At 65.1% G+C, this 13,556-nt stretch carries 13 protein-coding genes; 9 read left to right on the top strand and 4 right to left on the bottom strand.

Translation table 11 applies throughout. The features are described 5' to 3' along the window. Nucleotides 1–44 precede the first annotated feature (44 nt). From BSY19_RS08775 to BSY19_RS08755, 5 genes are all read left to right on the top strand, one after another. On the top strand, nucleotides 45–935 hold the full coding sequence (locus BSY19_RS08775) for a branched-chain amino acid ABC transporter permease (protein ID WP_069053827.1): 891 nt from the start codon (nucleotides 45–47) through the stop codon (nucleotides 933–935). After that, entirely contained in the window at nucleotides 928–1,980 is a 1,053-nt protein-coding gene (locus BSY19_RS08770) for a branched-chain amino acid ABC transporter permease (protein WP_083247493.1), read from the top strand. The genes BSY19_RS08775 and BSY19_RS08770 overlap by 8 nt, the downstream gene beginning before the upstream one ends. Continuing rightward, entirely contained in the window at nucleotides 1,980–2,720 is a 741-nt protein-coding gene (locus BSY19_RS08765) for an ABC transporter ATP-binding protein (RefSeq protein ID WP_069053825.1), read from the top strand. Before BSY19_RS08770 ends, BSY19_RS08765 begins: the two co-directional genes overlap by 1 nt. A gap of 1 nt (nucleotide 2,721) precedes the next feature. After that, a complete protein-coding gene (locus tag BSY19_RS08760; RefSeq protein ID WP_236840496.1) occupies nucleotides 2,722–3,315 on the top strand; it encodes an ABC transporter ATP-binding protein in 594 nt (197 codons plus the stop codon). Nucleotides 3,316–3,434: 119 nt separating this feature from the next. Next, the gene (locus BSY19_RS08755; RefSeq protein ID WP_069053824.1) at nucleotides 3,435–4,271 is read left to right on the top strand and encodes an alpha/beta fold hydrolase; all 837 of its coding nucleotides are present in this window, start codon (nucleotides 3,435–3,437) and stop codon (nucleotides 4,269–4,271) included. On the opposite strand, the gene BSY19_RS08750 is transcribed toward BSY19_RS08755, so the two are convergent. Beyond that, nucleotides 4,258–5,238 carry a Bug family tripartite tricarboxylate transporter substrate binding protein gene (locus BSY19_RS08750; protein ID WP_171905108.1) on the bottom strand — a complete coding sequence of 327 codons (981 nt, stop codon included), beginning with the start codon at nucleotides 5,236–5,238 and terminating at the stop codon, nucleotides 4,258–4,260. The genes BSY19_RS08755 and BSY19_RS08750 overlap by 14 nt on opposite strands. Nucleotides 5,239–5,556: 318 nt before the next feature. On the opposite strand from BSY19_RS08750, the gene BSY19_RS08745 reads away from it, so the two are divergent. The 3 genes from BSY19_RS08745 to BSY19_RS08735 all read left to right on the top strand — a co-directional run bounded on the left by BSY19_RS08745 (nucleotide 5,557) and on the right by BSY19_RS08735 (nucleotide 9,070). Further along, the gene (locus BSY19_RS08745; protein ID WP_236840495.1) at nucleotides 5,557–5,922 is read left to right on the top strand and encodes a helix-turn-helix domain-containing protein; all 366 of its coding nucleotides are present in this window, start codon (nucleotides 5,557–5,559) and stop codon (nucleotides 5,920–5,922) included. 8 nt (nucleotides 5,923–5,930) lie between these two features. After that, complete coding sequence (locus BSY19_RS08740) at nucleotides 5,931–7,199, top strand: type II toxin-antitoxin system HipA family toxin (RefSeq protein ID WP_069053823.1); 1,269 nt, start codon at nucleotides 5,931–5,933, stop codon at nucleotides 7,197–7,199. A 341-nt stretch (nucleotides 7,200–7,540) separates the two neighbouring features. Beyond that, complete coding sequence (locus BSY19_RS08735) at nucleotides 7,541–9,070, top strand: DUF6538 domain-containing protein (protein ID WP_069053822.1); 1,530 nt, start codon at nucleotides 7,541–7,543, stop codon at nucleotides 9,068–9,070. 50 nt (nucleotides 9,071–9,120) lie between these two features. Here BSY19_RS08735 and BSY19_RS08730 read toward each other — a convergent pair whose 3' ends face one another. Both BSY19_RS08730 and BSY19_RS28305 read right to left on the bottom strand, forming a co-directional pair. Continuing rightward, on the bottom strand, nucleotides 9,121–9,957 hold the full coding sequence (locus BSY19_RS08730; RefSeq protein ID WP_069053821.1) for a ParB/Srx family N-terminal domain-containing protein: 837 nt from the start codon (nucleotides 9,955–9,957) through the stop codon (nucleotides 9,121–9,123). Continuing rightward, on the bottom strand, nucleotides 9,954–10,331 hold the full coding sequence (locus BSY19_RS28305; RefSeq protein ID WP_236840494.1) for a hypothetical protein: 378 nt from the start codon (nucleotides 10,329–10,331) through the stop codon (nucleotides 9,954–9,956). Before BSY19_RS28305 ends, BSY19_RS08730 begins: the two co-directional genes overlap by 4 nt. A 426-nt stretch (nucleotides 10,332–10,757) precedes the next feature. Between BSY19_RS28305 and BSY19_RS08720 the strand changes: the two genes are divergently transcribed. Beyond that, a complete protein-coding gene (locus tag BSY19_RS08720) occupies nucleotides 10,758–12,788 on the top strand; it encodes a COG3904 family protein (protein WP_150129544.1) in 2,031 nt (676 codons plus the stop codon). Nucleotides 12,789–12,804: 16 nt separating this feature from the next. Here the strand turns inward: BSY19_RS08720 and BSY19_RS08715 are convergent, their stop codons facing one another. Beyond that, a complete protein-coding gene (locus BSY19_RS08715) occupies nucleotides 12,805–13,440 on the bottom strand; it encodes a recombinase family protein (RefSeq protein ID WP_069053818.1) in 636 nt (211 codons plus the stop codon). Nucleotides 13,441–13,556 lie beyond the last annotated feature (116 nt).

The raw sequence follows: 13,556 nt of genomic DNA, 5'->3' as shown, positions 1-13,556 counted from the left end.
CGGAGAGGGGGATTTAGCGCAGCGAGCCGCGGAGTGGCGCCGCCATGACCCCGATCGACTATCTTCAATTCGTCCTCGCCCCGCAGGTCGTGAACGGGCTCGCGCTCGGGGTCGCGGTCGTGCTGGTGGCGTTGGGGCTGACCATCATCTTCGGCATGCTCGACGTCATCAACATGAGCCATGGCGAGTTCTACGCGATTGGGGCCTATGCGGCGCTGGCGTTGGCTGCGGCCGGCATCGGCTTCTGGTTCCTGCTCGTGCTGGTGCCGGTCCTGATGATCCCGCTCGGCATGGCGGCGGAGCGGCTGCTGATCCGGCCGGTCTTCGGCAGCAAGGACCGTCACGTCACGACGCTGCTCGTGACCTTCGGCCTCGGGCTCATCGTCGAGGACGTGCTCAAGATCGTCTTCGGCGCCAACACGCAGCGTCCGCCGACGCCGATTTCGGGCGCCAGCGAGATCTTCGGCATCATCCTGCCGAATTACCGGCTCTTCCTGATCCTGGTCGGCGCGGCGATCGTGCTGGCGGTGGCCTATGTCGTCTACAGGACGCGGCTGGGCGCCATGGTCCGGGCGGCGGCCTTCGACCGCAACATGGCGGCATCGCTCGGCGTGCCGGTCTCGCTGGTCTATGCCGGCACCTTCGCCTTCGGCGTCGGGCTGGCCGGTCTCGCCGGCGTGCTGCTCGCGCCGATCTATTCGGTGTTCCCGACCATGGGGCGCGATTTCATCCTGCTCGCCTTCACCGTCGTCATCGTCGGCGGCATGGGCTCGATCTGGGGCGCGGTCGTCGCAGGGCTCCTGCTGACGCAGGTGCAGGCGCTGGCGAGCCTCGTGATCTCGCCGGTCTGGACCGACCCGATCGTCTTCGGGACCATGGTCGCCTTTCTGGTTTTCCGCCCGCAGGGCCTGTTCGGGAGGCTCGGCCATGCATGACCGTCTCACTCAATCGATGCGGGCGAGCCATCTGCTCGCGCTGCTCTTCGTCATCGCCTCGCTGGGCCTCGCCGCCATCGGCGCAGCCACCGGCGACACCTTCTATCTGCGGCTCGGCACCGAGGCGCTGATCTTCGCCGGTCTCGCGCTCTCGGTCGATCTGCTGCTGGGCTATTCCGGCGCGCTTTCGCTGGGGCAGGCGCTGTATTTCGGCATCGGCGCCTATGTCTCGGCGCTGACGCTGATGAAAATCCCGTCCTTCTGGCTCGCCATGGGCGCGGCCTTCGCGGCCTCGCTGATCGCCGCCATCATCGGCGGATTGATCGCCAACCGGGTGCGCGGCGTCTATTTCGCGCTGATCACTTTCGGCCTCGCGCAGGTCTTCGCCAAGGTCGTCTACAACACCCGCGAACTGGGTGCCTCCGACGGCATGATCGGCATTCCGGTCATCGAGATCGGGTTCGGGCCATTCTCGGTCTCGGCCGGCAGTCCGGTCGGCTTCTTCCTCGTGGTGCTTTCCATCATCATGGGGCTCTACGCGCTGACCGCCTATCTGCTCGACACGCCGTTCGGGCGCGTGCTGACGGCGCTGAAGGCCAATGAGAAGCGCGTGCCCTTCCTCGGCTATTCGGTCTGGCGCGCCCGCATGGCGGCCTACGTCCTGGCCGGGGTGATCGCGGGGCTATCGGGCGCGCTCTACCCGATGCTGCGCGGCTTTGTCTCGCCGGAACTGATGTTCTTTGCGACCTCGGGCAACGCCGTGATCTCGGTCATCCTCGGCGGCGTCGGCACGCTGATCGGCGCGATCTACGGCTCGGTTCTTCTGGTGATCCTGAAATCGATCATCGGGAGCTGGACGGAGCACCATCTCATCGTGATCGGTGCGCTTTTCATGGTCTGCGTGATGTTCCTGCCCAAGGGACTGGTGGGCTTCGTACGCCCGCGCATCGAGGCGCTTCTGATGCGGCATCCCCACGCCGGGCCTGCCCTCGCCGAGCCTGCGACCCTGACGCCCGCCGCCGTCAAATCCGGGAGCGCATCGTGATGACGCCCGTCCTCGACATCCGCGATCTCGGTATCGCCTTCGGCGGCCTGAAAGCCGTCGACCAGGTCAGCTTCCAGGCCCAGCGTCACCGGATCACGACCGTCATCGGTCCCAACGGCGCCGGCAAATCGACGCTGTTCAACCTGATCAGCGGAGCGCTGAAACCGCATCGCGGTCAGGTCCTGATCGACGGCGTCGACATGACCGGGGCCGCCCCCGAGCGCACCAAGGCGGCCGGCCTCTCGCGCTCCTTCCAGATCACCAGCCTGTTTCCGGACCTCACCGTCGCGGAGAATCTTCGGCTCGCCGCGCAGGTGCTGGAGCCGGCCGGGCGCGCCTTCCTGCCGATCCGCCGGTCGCAGCGCGCCATGGCCAAGACCGACCAGATGATGGAGCGCTTTCAGCTTGCCCACAAGCGCGACGAACTGGCCGGAAACCTCTCCCATGGCGACCAGCGCCGCCTCGAGATCGCGGTTTGCCTCGCCTCGGAGCCCAAGATCCTGCTGCTCGACGAACCGACTCAAGGGATGAGCCATGGCGACACCGCCGATACGGCCAGGCTCGTCCGCAGCCTGACGCAGGATGTCACCGTGCTCCTGATCGAGCACGATATCGGCCTCGTCATGAGCCTGTCCGACCATGTCGTCGTGATGCATCAGGGCCGCAAGCTGGCCGAGGGCCCGCCCGACATCGTGCGCGCCGATCCGGCCGTGCAGGCCGCCTATTTCGGACATCACTGACATGCTCGAGATCAGCGGACTGCACAGCCATTACGGCCTGAGCCACGTCATCCAGGGCATCGACCTCAGCGCCGGGCCGGGCGAGGTCATCGGCATCTTCGGGCGCAACGGCGTCGGCAAGACGACGTTGCTGAAGACGATCGCCGGCTGGGTGAAGCCCAGCCAGGGCGCGATCCGGCTCGGCGGGGAGGCGCTCGACGGCCTGACGCCCGACCGCATCTGCCATGCCGGCGTCGGCTTCGTGCCGGAGGACCGGCGCATCTTTCCGGGATTGACCGTCGAGGAGAACCTCTCGCTCGGCCTGCTGCAGGTGAAGGGCCGCTCCTCCCGGGACGAAAAGCGTGTGGTCGAGGGGATCTACGACCGCTTCCACAGGCTTGGCGAACGCCGCCACCAGCTCGGCACCACCCTGTCGGGCGGCGAGCAGCAGATGCTCGCCATGGCCCGCGTCATGGTCGGCAAGCCGCGCCTGGTCCTCATCGACGAGCCCAGCGAGGGCCTCGCGCCCATGATCGTCGCCGAGATTTTCGCGATCGTGCGCGAACTGCGCGACCAGGGCGCGATCATCCTGCTGGTCGAGCAGAACATCCATTAGGCGCTCTCGGTCGCCGATCGTTTCCACGTGGTCGAGCGCGGCCAGATCGTCTTCAGCGGCGAGGCCGAAAGCGAGATCGACCGCGAACGCCTGCTGAAGCTGATCGCCGTCTGAGCCCGATGCCAAGGCGATTCATCCTGGGAGGCTGGCTCCACTACCGGCTCTTTGGCGAGGTGGGGGCCGGGATCCCTCCGATCATCCTGCTGCATCACGGTTTCGGCCATGCCGATGGCTGGGAGCATTTTTCTGACGCGCTCCGGAAGGCGACCGGGCGCGCCGTGCTGGCCTATTCGCGCGCCGGTTGCGGTCGCTCGGAGCCCGGCCAGGAGGCGAGGAGCGTCGATTATCTGGAGCGCGAGGCCTGCGACACGCTACCGGCGCTGATGGCTTCATTCGGGCTCGAACGGGCCTGCCTCTACGGCCACAGCGACGGGGCGACGATCGCCCTGATCGCGGCTGCGCGCCGGCCCGGTCTGGTCGAGGCCGTCATCGCCGAGGCGCCTCATGTCCTGGTCGAGCCGCGTACATTGGAGGGCGCGCGCGCCCTGACGCAGCGTTTCGAGACCGACCCCGCCTTTCGCCGCAAGCTCGCCCGCAGCCATGACGATCCGCGCGGCGCATTCCGGGCCTGGAGCGACATCTGGCTCTCGCCGGCCTTCGCGGACTGGACGATCGCGCCGCTGCTGCCGGCGATCCGCGCGCCGCTCCTGCTGCTGCAGGGCGACGCCGATCCCTTCGGCAGCGAGTTGCACGTCAGGCTGGCGCATGATGCGGCGACAGGCCCGGTGACGACATATCTCCTGGCCGGCTGCGGGCATGCGCCTCACCGGGCAGAGCCCCGCATTCCCGGCTGGGTCGCGGCGCTGCTGGAGCGGCAGAAGGACCAGGTCGGCAAAAGCTGGCTGGTCGAGCCCAGCGTCGCCGAAGCGCCGGCGACGACGGTCAGTTGGAGGTGATTCCGGCTTCCTTGATGATGCCCGACCATTTCGCGAGCTCGGACGCGACGAAGGCCTTGAACTCGGCCGGCGACGAGCTGAAGGGCTCCACCCCGATATCGATGAGCCGTTTCTGGACCGCGGCGTCCGCCACCGCCGTCCGGACCTCCCTGCTCAGCCTCTCCAGCACCGTCGCGGGCGTGCCCTTGGGCGCGGCCAGTCCGAACCAGGCATAGGATTCGTAGTTGGCGACCCCGGCCTCCGCCATGGTCGGCACGTCGGGTAGGGCCTTGCTGCGCGTCGTGGTGGTGACGGCCAGCGGTTTGACCTGCCCGGCCTGCAGTTGCGCGACGACGTTGGGGATCAGCTGGAAGCTCACCGGCACGTCGCCGGAGACGAGATCCAGCGCGATCTGGCTGCCCGAGCGATAGGGCACATGCACCATCTTCGTCCCGGCGACGATGTCGAAATAGGCCGCCGCCAGATGCTGCGACGAGCCAAGACCGACCGAGGAATAGCTGATCGCGCCCGGCTGCTTCTTCACATGCGCGATGAACTCCCGGACGTTCGCCACCGGCACCTTGGCCGGGTTGACGACAAGCACGTTGACCAGCGTCGCCACCGGCGAGATCAGCTCGAAATCCTTCTCGGGATCGTAGGGCACGCCGCCAAGCGAGGGGTTGAGCACGAAGGGCCCCGGCGCGGCGAAGATCAGCGTGTAGCCGTCCGGCTCCGCCTTGGCGACGGCCTGGGTCCCGATGTTCCCGCCGGCGCCGGCCCGGTTCTCGACCAGGACGCGCTGGCCGAGCTGTTCGCCGAGCCTGTCTGCGACGATGCGCGCGATCGTGTCGCTGGCGCTGCCGGGGCCGAAAGGCATGACGAGCTTGATCGGCCGGTCCGGATAGCTTTGCGCGCCCGCGCCAGACGCCAGCCCGAGCCAGAAGGCTCCAAGCAGTCCGATGACAATCCGAACCGACCTTTGCGCCATCCGAACCTCCCAAGCGTGGCCGGCTTCGGGCCGTACCTTGGACATCAGGCTAGGGAAGGTGGCGCTGCGGCGGAAATAGGATCGACTGATAGGCGTATCAGAGGCCGGATAGAGCCGGCATCGGCAAGCATGTCTGATTTGCGGCGAAGAAGACCGGTCCCCCTCCGTTGGTGTGGAGGAGGCGTATAGCGCTGCGGGAAGATCGTGCGGCCGTGACGGTTCGGCGACCTCTGTCGCTGCCGCAAGGCCCGCGCGGCTAGCCCAATCAGATGTCGGTTTAAACCAACATATAACTTGAATTTGTCGATTGAAACCGACATGATCCAGGCCCTTGGAGGAGCCTATATGCGTCGCGGTCATCTGTTGAGCACCCCGCCCTACGAGGTGGAGACGGCTTTGAAGCGCCTGGGCGCGACCCTGCGCACCGCGCGCCTGCGCCGGAACATCACGCTCGCCGAGGTCGCCCAGCGCATAGGCGCGAGTCGCGAGGTGGTCGGCGAGGCTGAGCACGGCAAGCCGTCCACCAGCATCGCCATATATACCGCACTTCTATGGTCCTACGGCCTGCTCGATCGCCTGGCATCGCTCGCCGACCCCGCCACGGATGACGAAGGCCTTCGCCTGGCGAGCCTGCGCGAGCGACGCCACGCCAGCACGCCCCAGCCCCTCGATGACGACTTCTGAGGCCGCCCATGCCACAGGCCTATGTCTACATCACGCTCCCGGGCGCCACGGCGGCGATCACCGCCGGTCGCTTCGAGCATGCGATCGACCGGAATGGCGTCGTTGCGGGCCGTTTCGTCTATGGCCGGCGCTATCGCGCGCGCGCGGACGCCGTCGAGATCGATCCGGTCGAGTTGCGCCTCGGTCGCGCCGGCTATGAGACGGTCCGTCTGAACGGTGTCTTCGGCGCGCTGCGGGACGCCGGGCCGGACTACTGGGGTCGCCGGGTGATCGAGAAGCACGCCGGGCTCGGGCCTATGGGCGAGCTCGACTACCTGTTGCACTCGCCGGATGATCGCGCTGGCGCCTTGGGTTTTGGCCTCGGCGTCGAGCCGCCCGCGCCTGCGCGCGAATTCAACAAGACCTGGGACCTGGAAAAGCTGCAGGCGCTCGCCGACGCGCTGCTCGCTGACGAGGCCCCTCGCGACGCCGCGCAGGTCGAGGAACTGCTGCTGCTCGGCACCTCGATGGGCGGCGCCCGGCCCAAGGTCGTGGTCGAGAGCGAGGACGCGCTCTGGCTCGCCAAGTTCAACCGCGTGGACGACCGCTGGAACATGGCGCGGGTCGAGCACGCCACGCTCCGGCTTGCCCGCCAATGTGGCCTGCAGACGGCCGAGTCGCAGATCACCAGGATCGGCGGCCGCGACGTGCTGCTCGTCAAGCGCTTCGACCGCACGCGCGTCGAGGACGGCTACGCCCGGGCCCGGATGGTCAGCGCCTTGACCCTACTCGAGACCGACGAGACGCCCGAGGGACGGGCGCGCTGGTCCTATGTGCTGCTGGTCGAGACCCTCCGCCGGATCAGCGAGCGCCCCGCCGCCGACGCCCGCGAGCTGTTCCGTCGCATGGTGTTCAACGCGCTCGTCTCCAACATCGACGATCACCCGCGCAACCACGCGGCCATCGCGCCGGATTCAGGTTGGCGCCTTTCGCCGGCCTACGACCTGACGCCGACGCCTTCGATCGGAGAGGAACGGCGCGACCTCGCCATGGCCTGCGGCGCCCAAGGCCGGTTCGCCAACGCGGCCAACCTGCTGAGCGAATGCCGCCGGTTTCTGCTCACCCCGGACGAGGCGAAAGCGCTGGTCGATGAGATGACCACGGTCGTGGCCCACGAATGGTACGCAACGGCCCGCGCTTGCGGTGTCAGCGAGGCCGACTGCGAGGCAATCCATCGCGCCTATGTCTATCCGGGCTTTTCTCTTAAGGCTCAGCCGGGCGGCCAAGCAGCCTTATAAAACGGACAATCCGACGACGCGCGGGCTCGATTGGTCACCGCGCCGGCAACGAGCCTTTTTCTGGTCGATAGAGCAGTAGTTGACGCCGGGGTGGATGCCGAATTGTCTGGATTTCGGGTGCCATGGCGCTATGATCGACAGCCTCGGCAGTTCACATTTTCCTTTCACACAGCAACCAAAGCGGAAGTCGAAAAAGTCTTTATAATTCGGTAGTTAGGTAGCCCTACTGGAGGTTCGAGTCCTCTCCTGGGCACCATCTTTCTTTGAGGACTACCAACCTCAAGAACTTAGCGAAAATCAGCGACTTGCGGACACCCGAGTGATACAATCGGGTGATCCATATGGTCCTATCGATGGCGCGACCGTTCAAGCATCCCAAGACTGGCGTCTACTGGTTTCGGAAGGCGGTTCCCAAGGACCTCCGGGCAGTCCTTGGTAAGCGGGAAGAGCTTCGCACGCTCCGTACCAAAGACCCCGCCGAGGCCCGGACATTGCACGCCAAGGTCGCCGCTGAGGTCGAAAGGCATTGGCAAGCCCTGCGCTCACCGGCAGTGGCTCTCACGCAAAAGGAAGTGATCGCGCTCGCGGGCGTGTTCTACCGCGAGTTGACGACGCAGTTGGCGGACGAGCCCGGAGAGCCGACCATCTGGGATCACTGGCTGCGTCTCGACAGAGAGGCACGGGAGGCCGGGAAGATGGAGCAGTGGTTTGGCCCCTCCGTCGATCTTCTGTTAGCGCAGCATGGCCTCAACATCGACGCCCCCTCGCGGGCCCGGCTCCTCGTCGCAGTCAGCGAAGCCTCTCGGCAGGCCGGCGAGCAACTGAAGCGCAACGCTGAGGGGGATTACAGCCCCGACCCGAAGGCTTCCCGCTTCCCCGAGTGGAAACCGAACGAAGTCCCGAAATCCACAGGTGGGACCGGCGGTAAGGCCAGCTTGACCGGCATCCTCGCGGACTGGTGGCGGGAGGCGCAGGCGACAGGCCGCAAGCCCAGCACATATGAGAGCTACAGCAACACGGTGGACAACTTCGTCGCCTTCCTCGGCCACGACGATGCTACGCGGGTGACATCAGAGGATGTCGTCGGCTTCAAGGATCACCGGCTGGCCTCAGTCAATCCGAGAACTGGCAAGCCGATCTCCGCGAAGACCGTGAAGGACAGCGACCTTTCCGGGCTCAAGACCCTGTTCGGCTGGGCTGTTACCAACAAGCGCCTTGCGAGCAACCCTGCCGAGGGCATCACAATCAAGCTCGGGAAGCGGAAAGTGACGCGACCGAAGGGCTTCACCGATGACGAAGCCGAGGCGCTGCTGAAGGCGGCTGACGCGCACGAGCAGGGGAGTGAGCGCCCAAAGACCTTCGCCGCCAAGAAGTGGGTGCCGTGGCTGTGCGCCTATACGGGGGCCCGCGTCGGGGAAGTGGCGCAGCTCCGCAAGGAGGATGTGCGGCAGGTCTCCGGCCATTGGGTGATCCACATCAGCCCGGAAGCAGGGACCGTGAAGACGGATCAGGCGAGGGATGTCGTCTTGCACGAGCACCTTGTAGCCAAGGGGTTCCCGGAGTTCGCGCAGGACAGCAGGGACGGGCACCTGTTCCTTACCCCGGCGAAGGATGGCGACGTGCTTGGCCCGCTTCAGGGCGTTAAGAACCGCCTTGCGGAGGCCGCACGGGAAACCGTGACCGACCCCAGAGTTCAGCCGAACCACGGCTGGCGACATCGGTTCAAGACGGTCGCCCGTTCTGTCGGCATGGACGGCCGGGTGGTCGATGCCATCCAAGGCCACGCCCCGAGGACCGCAGGGGACGACTATGGAGACGTGACGGTGGCCGCTATGGCGCTGGCAATGGCGAAGTTCCCGAGGCAGGTCTGAGGGCGACGGCCTATGCAGAATGCACATCAAGGGGATGCAGAGGGGCCACCTCAGAAGTCATCCACTTCGTCGTCATCCCGCTGCCCAATGTATCCCTCCAGTTCCCGAACGACCTCCCCCAGCTTGTCACCGAAGTGCAGCGCCAAGGCCCGAGCGGCGATCTCCGGGTTATTCGTGAGCTTGTTGTAGAAGGCTTTGGAGAGGCGCTCAGCGTACTCCTGCGCCTGCGCCTCTTTCCTGGCCTCGATCTCGTCCGGCTCCCACGTCATGGGCGCGATGCCCTTGGATGCTTGGAGGGCCGCCATCCACCGCTCATGGTCGAACGCCCCGGCTCCCAGCGCCTTCGCCACTTTCCGCATAATCGCAACCTGCCGCTCGGAGATGTTTGCCGCAGTAGCTGTCTGCTTGATCGAGTGACGGCCGAGCTTCACGAGCTTCCATGCGTAGTCATTGCGCTCCCGAAGGGGCATCGGCAGCTTGGCCCGCGAGTTGGCCCTGCCGCTCTCCGCAACGGCGCCCTCAACGGTGCCCGTGAAGTAGACGACGGGGATGCCTTCGGTGATGCCTGCCCGCCGATACGCCTCCATGCGGTGGTGGCCTTCGATCAGCACCGCTTGTGGACCGATCTGGATCACCTCGACTGGGTCAAGCATTCCTTCCCGTCCTATGGCGCTCGCAAGATCACTCAGATGCGGCTCGTAGAGTTGCCCGCCCCGCGCCTGAAACAGGTCGGGCTCCTGCCGGATGTCACTCCACGCCAGCTTGTCGGGCAGCACGGCAGGGGTCGGTTGACGGGCCTGCGCCTCCAGCCTCGTCAACAACTCCAGTGGCTCGAACTCCGGCCCTTCGTCCGTCGTGGCTTTGACCGCTCGCACCGTCTCATTCATGTCAAATCCGCCAACGCCTTGTGAAACTCAGCCCGCTCCTGTTGGGACCTCTCCGCGTCCCGTAGTTCCAGCTTGGCAAGGTGCAGCCCCGTAGGCCCCAGCGCCTCCGCCAGCCATCCCGCGATAATGCTCGCAGCCCCCGGAGAAAAATCCCGGTAGGTCCGCCTGACGCGACCTGTATTGGGGTCCGGCCATGCGTCCGCGCTGACCTCGCTGAGGCGCATGACGCGGCGGACGAGCTGGACCCGGAACGCTTCATCGGAACGGAACCGGCGCGGCTCCTGATCCTGCATGAGATACATGCCGAGCACGGCTTCCACGACCTCCCGCGCCTTGACATGATCCGCGAGTTTCACCACGGCGGATGCCGCCACGCGCTCACTCCGGCTCCCTGGAACGCCCCGCTGAGCTTCCCCGAGGATGCCCCGAGCGTGGTCAACGATGGCGTGCCAACGGGCATCGCAGGCGGCCCATGTAGGGTTCCCTGCGTTCTTCGTGATGCGAGCCCGCACCAGCGCCACGTAGGGCCTCAGAGCCTCTTTCGTGACGCCCTGCTGGGCTACGTCGCCATGCCGCCTCCAGCGGCTCTTATGGGTCGTGCAGAAGTGTCCGTAGCGGGTCGACAGTTTCCCGCAACCCGGAGCACGGCATAGGCCAGCCATCCGATAGTCCGATTATCTGCGTCCCTCCCCACAGAGACAGGCGCAGAAATAAAAGCGCGAAGCGCCGGCGGCAAGGTCGAAGTCTGTCCAACAATCCCTGAGAGCATAAGTGCAGTGACTCTACTTTTGATTGACGTCTTGCTGGACGACAGCGGCGTCGCTACGGTCCCGTGGGATTGGGGGGCGATCGTGGGTCATCTCGTCGGGCAGTTCATCGGCGGTATTCTCGTCGCAACCATTCTCACGCTCATTATGTCGGCCGTCGTTCGGGCCTTTACCACGCCGATCAACAGGGTTTGGATTGCCAACGCCCTGTCGTTGATTGCTCTGACCGTTCTTGGTGCCATGGGTGCTGCTGACAGCGGCAGCCTCGACTTCGGCAAAGCTTTTGGCACGTATGCGCTGCCTCAGCTCGCGGTCTTTCTTGTAGACCTACTGCGAACACGGGGCGCTGCCGTTCGAGGGACGGCCAAGCCAGCCACTGCTCTGGACCGCGTCGAACCTACAATGGGCAATCCTATTGAGCCCGAACGCGCAGTAGCAGATGCGACAACTGCCACGGAAAGCGACTGGCATGATCGTAACCTGAGCCTCAAAACACCGCCCACAGGCGGCATGGGAAAAAGCTCCGGCAACTTCATCGTTCAGCATTGGCGCGGCGAGCTCCGCCTTGGCTGGTCATACTGGGGCATCGCCTTCCTGGGTAACATATTCGCCCTGGTCGCAATCGTCGCCCTCAACCTGATCTTCACCACCGAAAAGGGGTACGATCCGGCCCCTCTCTTCTGGCTCAACGTGCTGACATGGGTGGTCTTGACGATCATCGTGATCTGGCAGGTCGTCGGCACTTGGCGGTCGGCAACGCACCACGCCGAGCGCCGCATGAAACTCGGCAAAGGAACTGGGTGGGCGACCGCAGCCAAGCTCGCGCTCATTTTGGGTGTTCTACGCTTCGTGGGCGATTTCGCGCAGACTGGGGCACTTCAGCTCGGTGAATATTACGATATGGCTTGGCGAGGCGATCCAAGGCTGCCCGCATATTCAATGCGCGTCATGCGCGACGGGACCGAGATCGAGATTGCTGGAGGCATAAAGTTCGGCTTGGTAGCCGACTTTCAACGTGTGCTCATGGCATCGCCCCGGATCAGGGTGGTCCACCTTCACAGTATCGGCGGCCGGGTGGGTGAGGCCGAGAAGCTGCGGAAAGAAATCTCCAGTCGCGGTCTAATCACGTACGTGTCTGCCCGATGCGAGTCAGCCTGCACGCTTGCATATGCCGGCGGGCGGGAGCGCTGGATCTCAACATCGGGAGGGTTGGGCTATCACGGCCCCGCGTTCCCGGGCCTGACGCCAGAAGAAAAATCGGCGGCGGTCGCGGGGTGGAAGGCACTGTACGCTGGGACCGGCATATCGGCCGGCCTCCTCGATCGCGGGCTTGCGGTGCCGAGCACCGAAATGTGGCGCCCGACTGTTCAGGAGCTTGTGGCCGCTCGGGCAGTCACCAACGTTTCGGCCGGAAGTGAGTTCGCGGTTTCCGGATACGGGACAAACCCAACAGCCGACGACCTCATAGCTGTGTTTCAGAAATCGCTGCCAGTCCTCGCCGCCATCCAGTCGCGGCTTCCTGGTGACTATGAAAAGATCAAGCGTGTCATTTTCGAAGGGTTCACGTCCGGAGCCACCGAGACGAAGGTCATCGCCGACTTCCGTGCTCAGCTCCTGCCTTTAATCGAGTCTCACAAGGCAAGGGCGGACGATCAGGTTCTCATCGAATACGCCCGGGTGATGATCGACCAGTATCAGACCCTCGGACGATCGAACCCGACCCTCTGCTATCAATACGCTGCGTTCGGGTCCAAGGTCAGCCTTTCCAATGCGATCCCGGCCGCCATCACCCAGCGCGAGATTGCTCTCCAAGAACGCGTGATTTTGACCTCTGCTGAACGCCCTCCCATCCCAGAGTCAGTCACCAATGCATTGCTCACAAGAGTCCAGCAGGCCATGATAAGGCGCTTCGGCGCTGCTCGAATGGCCATGTTTCAGTTGGAGCAGGTCGAGCCGTCCCAGCACGCTGACTACTGCGCGATCACCGGAGCATTCTATCAGGAGATCGTCGGCATGCGACCCGTGGAAGCTGGGGCCATCTTGAGGGCTATTCACGCTCGGTGATCAGTGCCGCCGAGGGTCACATGCCCCACTTCATAAGCGCCGCCTCGGCCTCCGCCGGATCGTCCTTGATCCGATAGGCTGCCTGTCGGGACAGCCCCGTCGCCTGGGCGATGGCGCTGACCCCTGCACCCTGCGCCAGCATGTCCCGCACGGTTCCCATCTGCGCCCGCGTGAAGCTCGGCTTGCGGCCCCGGTAGGCGTTCCCCTCGTTAGCCTTCGCGTGTTCGATACCGGCCGCTTGCGCTGCCTTGGTCGCTTCCGCTTGGGCCTGTGCCGACGCCGCCATGAAGGCAATCAGGGCGTCCCTCACGGCTTGCTGCATGGGGTCCGTTGTGGCCCCGTCGAAGGTCATCCGGTTGATGATTGTCTTGATGACGACGCCCCGGCGCATGAACTCGCGAATGGTCTCTGTGACGTCGGCATAGTTTCGCCCAAGGCGATCTACCCACCGGACAACGAGCACGTCTCCCGAGCGGAGAATGTCGAAGAGGCGCCGGCCCTCCGGTCTGTCCACAAGCCGGGTGGTGACGCCGGAGACCCCATCGTCTGAAATCACGCGATCGAGCGTGAAGCCCGCGTCCCTCGCCTGCTTTTCTTGATGGGCGATGGTCTGATCAGTGGTGGAGACGCGGGCGTATAGGATGGTCTGCATGGACGAACCCCGGATGTCCGTTGAGGTATCGTCCACATAGATGCATGTCCGTTGATCGTCGTCAACCCTTACGGACAGAAGCGGCCCCACCTCCCAGACCGTCCGCAGAGGTATAC

It is taken from the genome of Bosea sp. RAC05 (genome assembly GCF_001713455.1).
Classification (GTDB): domain Bacteria; phylum Pseudomonadota; class Alphaproteobacteria; order Rhizobiales; family Beijerinckiaceae; genus Allobosea.
Note: the sequence above shows the minus strand (reverse complement) of the source record. Positions and strands in the feature narration are given on the sequence as shown.

Excerpts from the sequence above, each read along its gene's own strand:
- BSY19_RS08775 (WP_069053827.1), top strand. The coding sequence starts at position 45 with ATGACCCCGATCGACTATCTTCAATTCGTCCTCGCCCCGCAGGTCGTG.
- BSY19_RS08770 (WP_083247493.1), top strand. The coding sequence starts at position 928 with ATGCATGACCGTCTCACTCAATCGATGCGGGCGAGCCATCTGCTCGCG.
- BSY19_RS08765 (WP_069053825.1), top strand. The coding sequence starts at position 1,980 with ATGACGCCCGTCCTCGACATCCGCGATCTCGGTATCGCCTTCGGCGGC.
- BSY19_RS08760 (WP_236840496.1), top strand. The coding sequence starts at position 2,722 with ATGCTCGAGATCAGCGGACTGCACAGCCATTACGGCCTGAGCCACGTC.
- BSY19_RS08755 (WP_069053824.1), top strand. The coding sequence starts at position 3,435 with ATGCCAAGGCGATTCATCCTGGGAGGCTGGCTCCACTACCGGCTCTTT.
- BSY19_RS08750 (WP_171905108.1), bottom strand. The coding sequence starts at position 5,238 with ATGGCGCAAAGGTCGGTTCGGATTGTCATCGGACTGCTTGGAGCCTTC.
- BSY19_RS08745 (WP_236840495.1), top strand. The coding sequence starts at position 5,557 with ATGATCCAGGCCCTTGGAGGAGCCTATATGCGTCGCGGTCATCTGTTG.
- BSY19_RS08740 (WP_069053823.1), top strand. The coding sequence starts at position 5,931 with ATGCCACAGGCCTATGTCTACATCACGCTCCCGGGCGCCACGGCGGCG.
- BSY19_RS08735 (WP_069053822.1), top strand. The coding sequence starts at position 7,541 with ATGGTCCTATCGATGGCGCGACCGTTCAAGCATCCCAAGACTGGCGTC.
- BSY19_RS08730 (WP_069053821.1), bottom strand. The coding sequence starts at position 9,957 with ATGAATGAGACGGTGCGAGCGGTCAAAGCCACGACGGACGAAGGGCCG.
- BSY19_RS08715 (WP_069053818.1), bottom strand. The coding sequence starts at position 13,440 with ATGCAGACCATCCTATACGCCCGCGTCTCCACCACTGATCAGACCATC.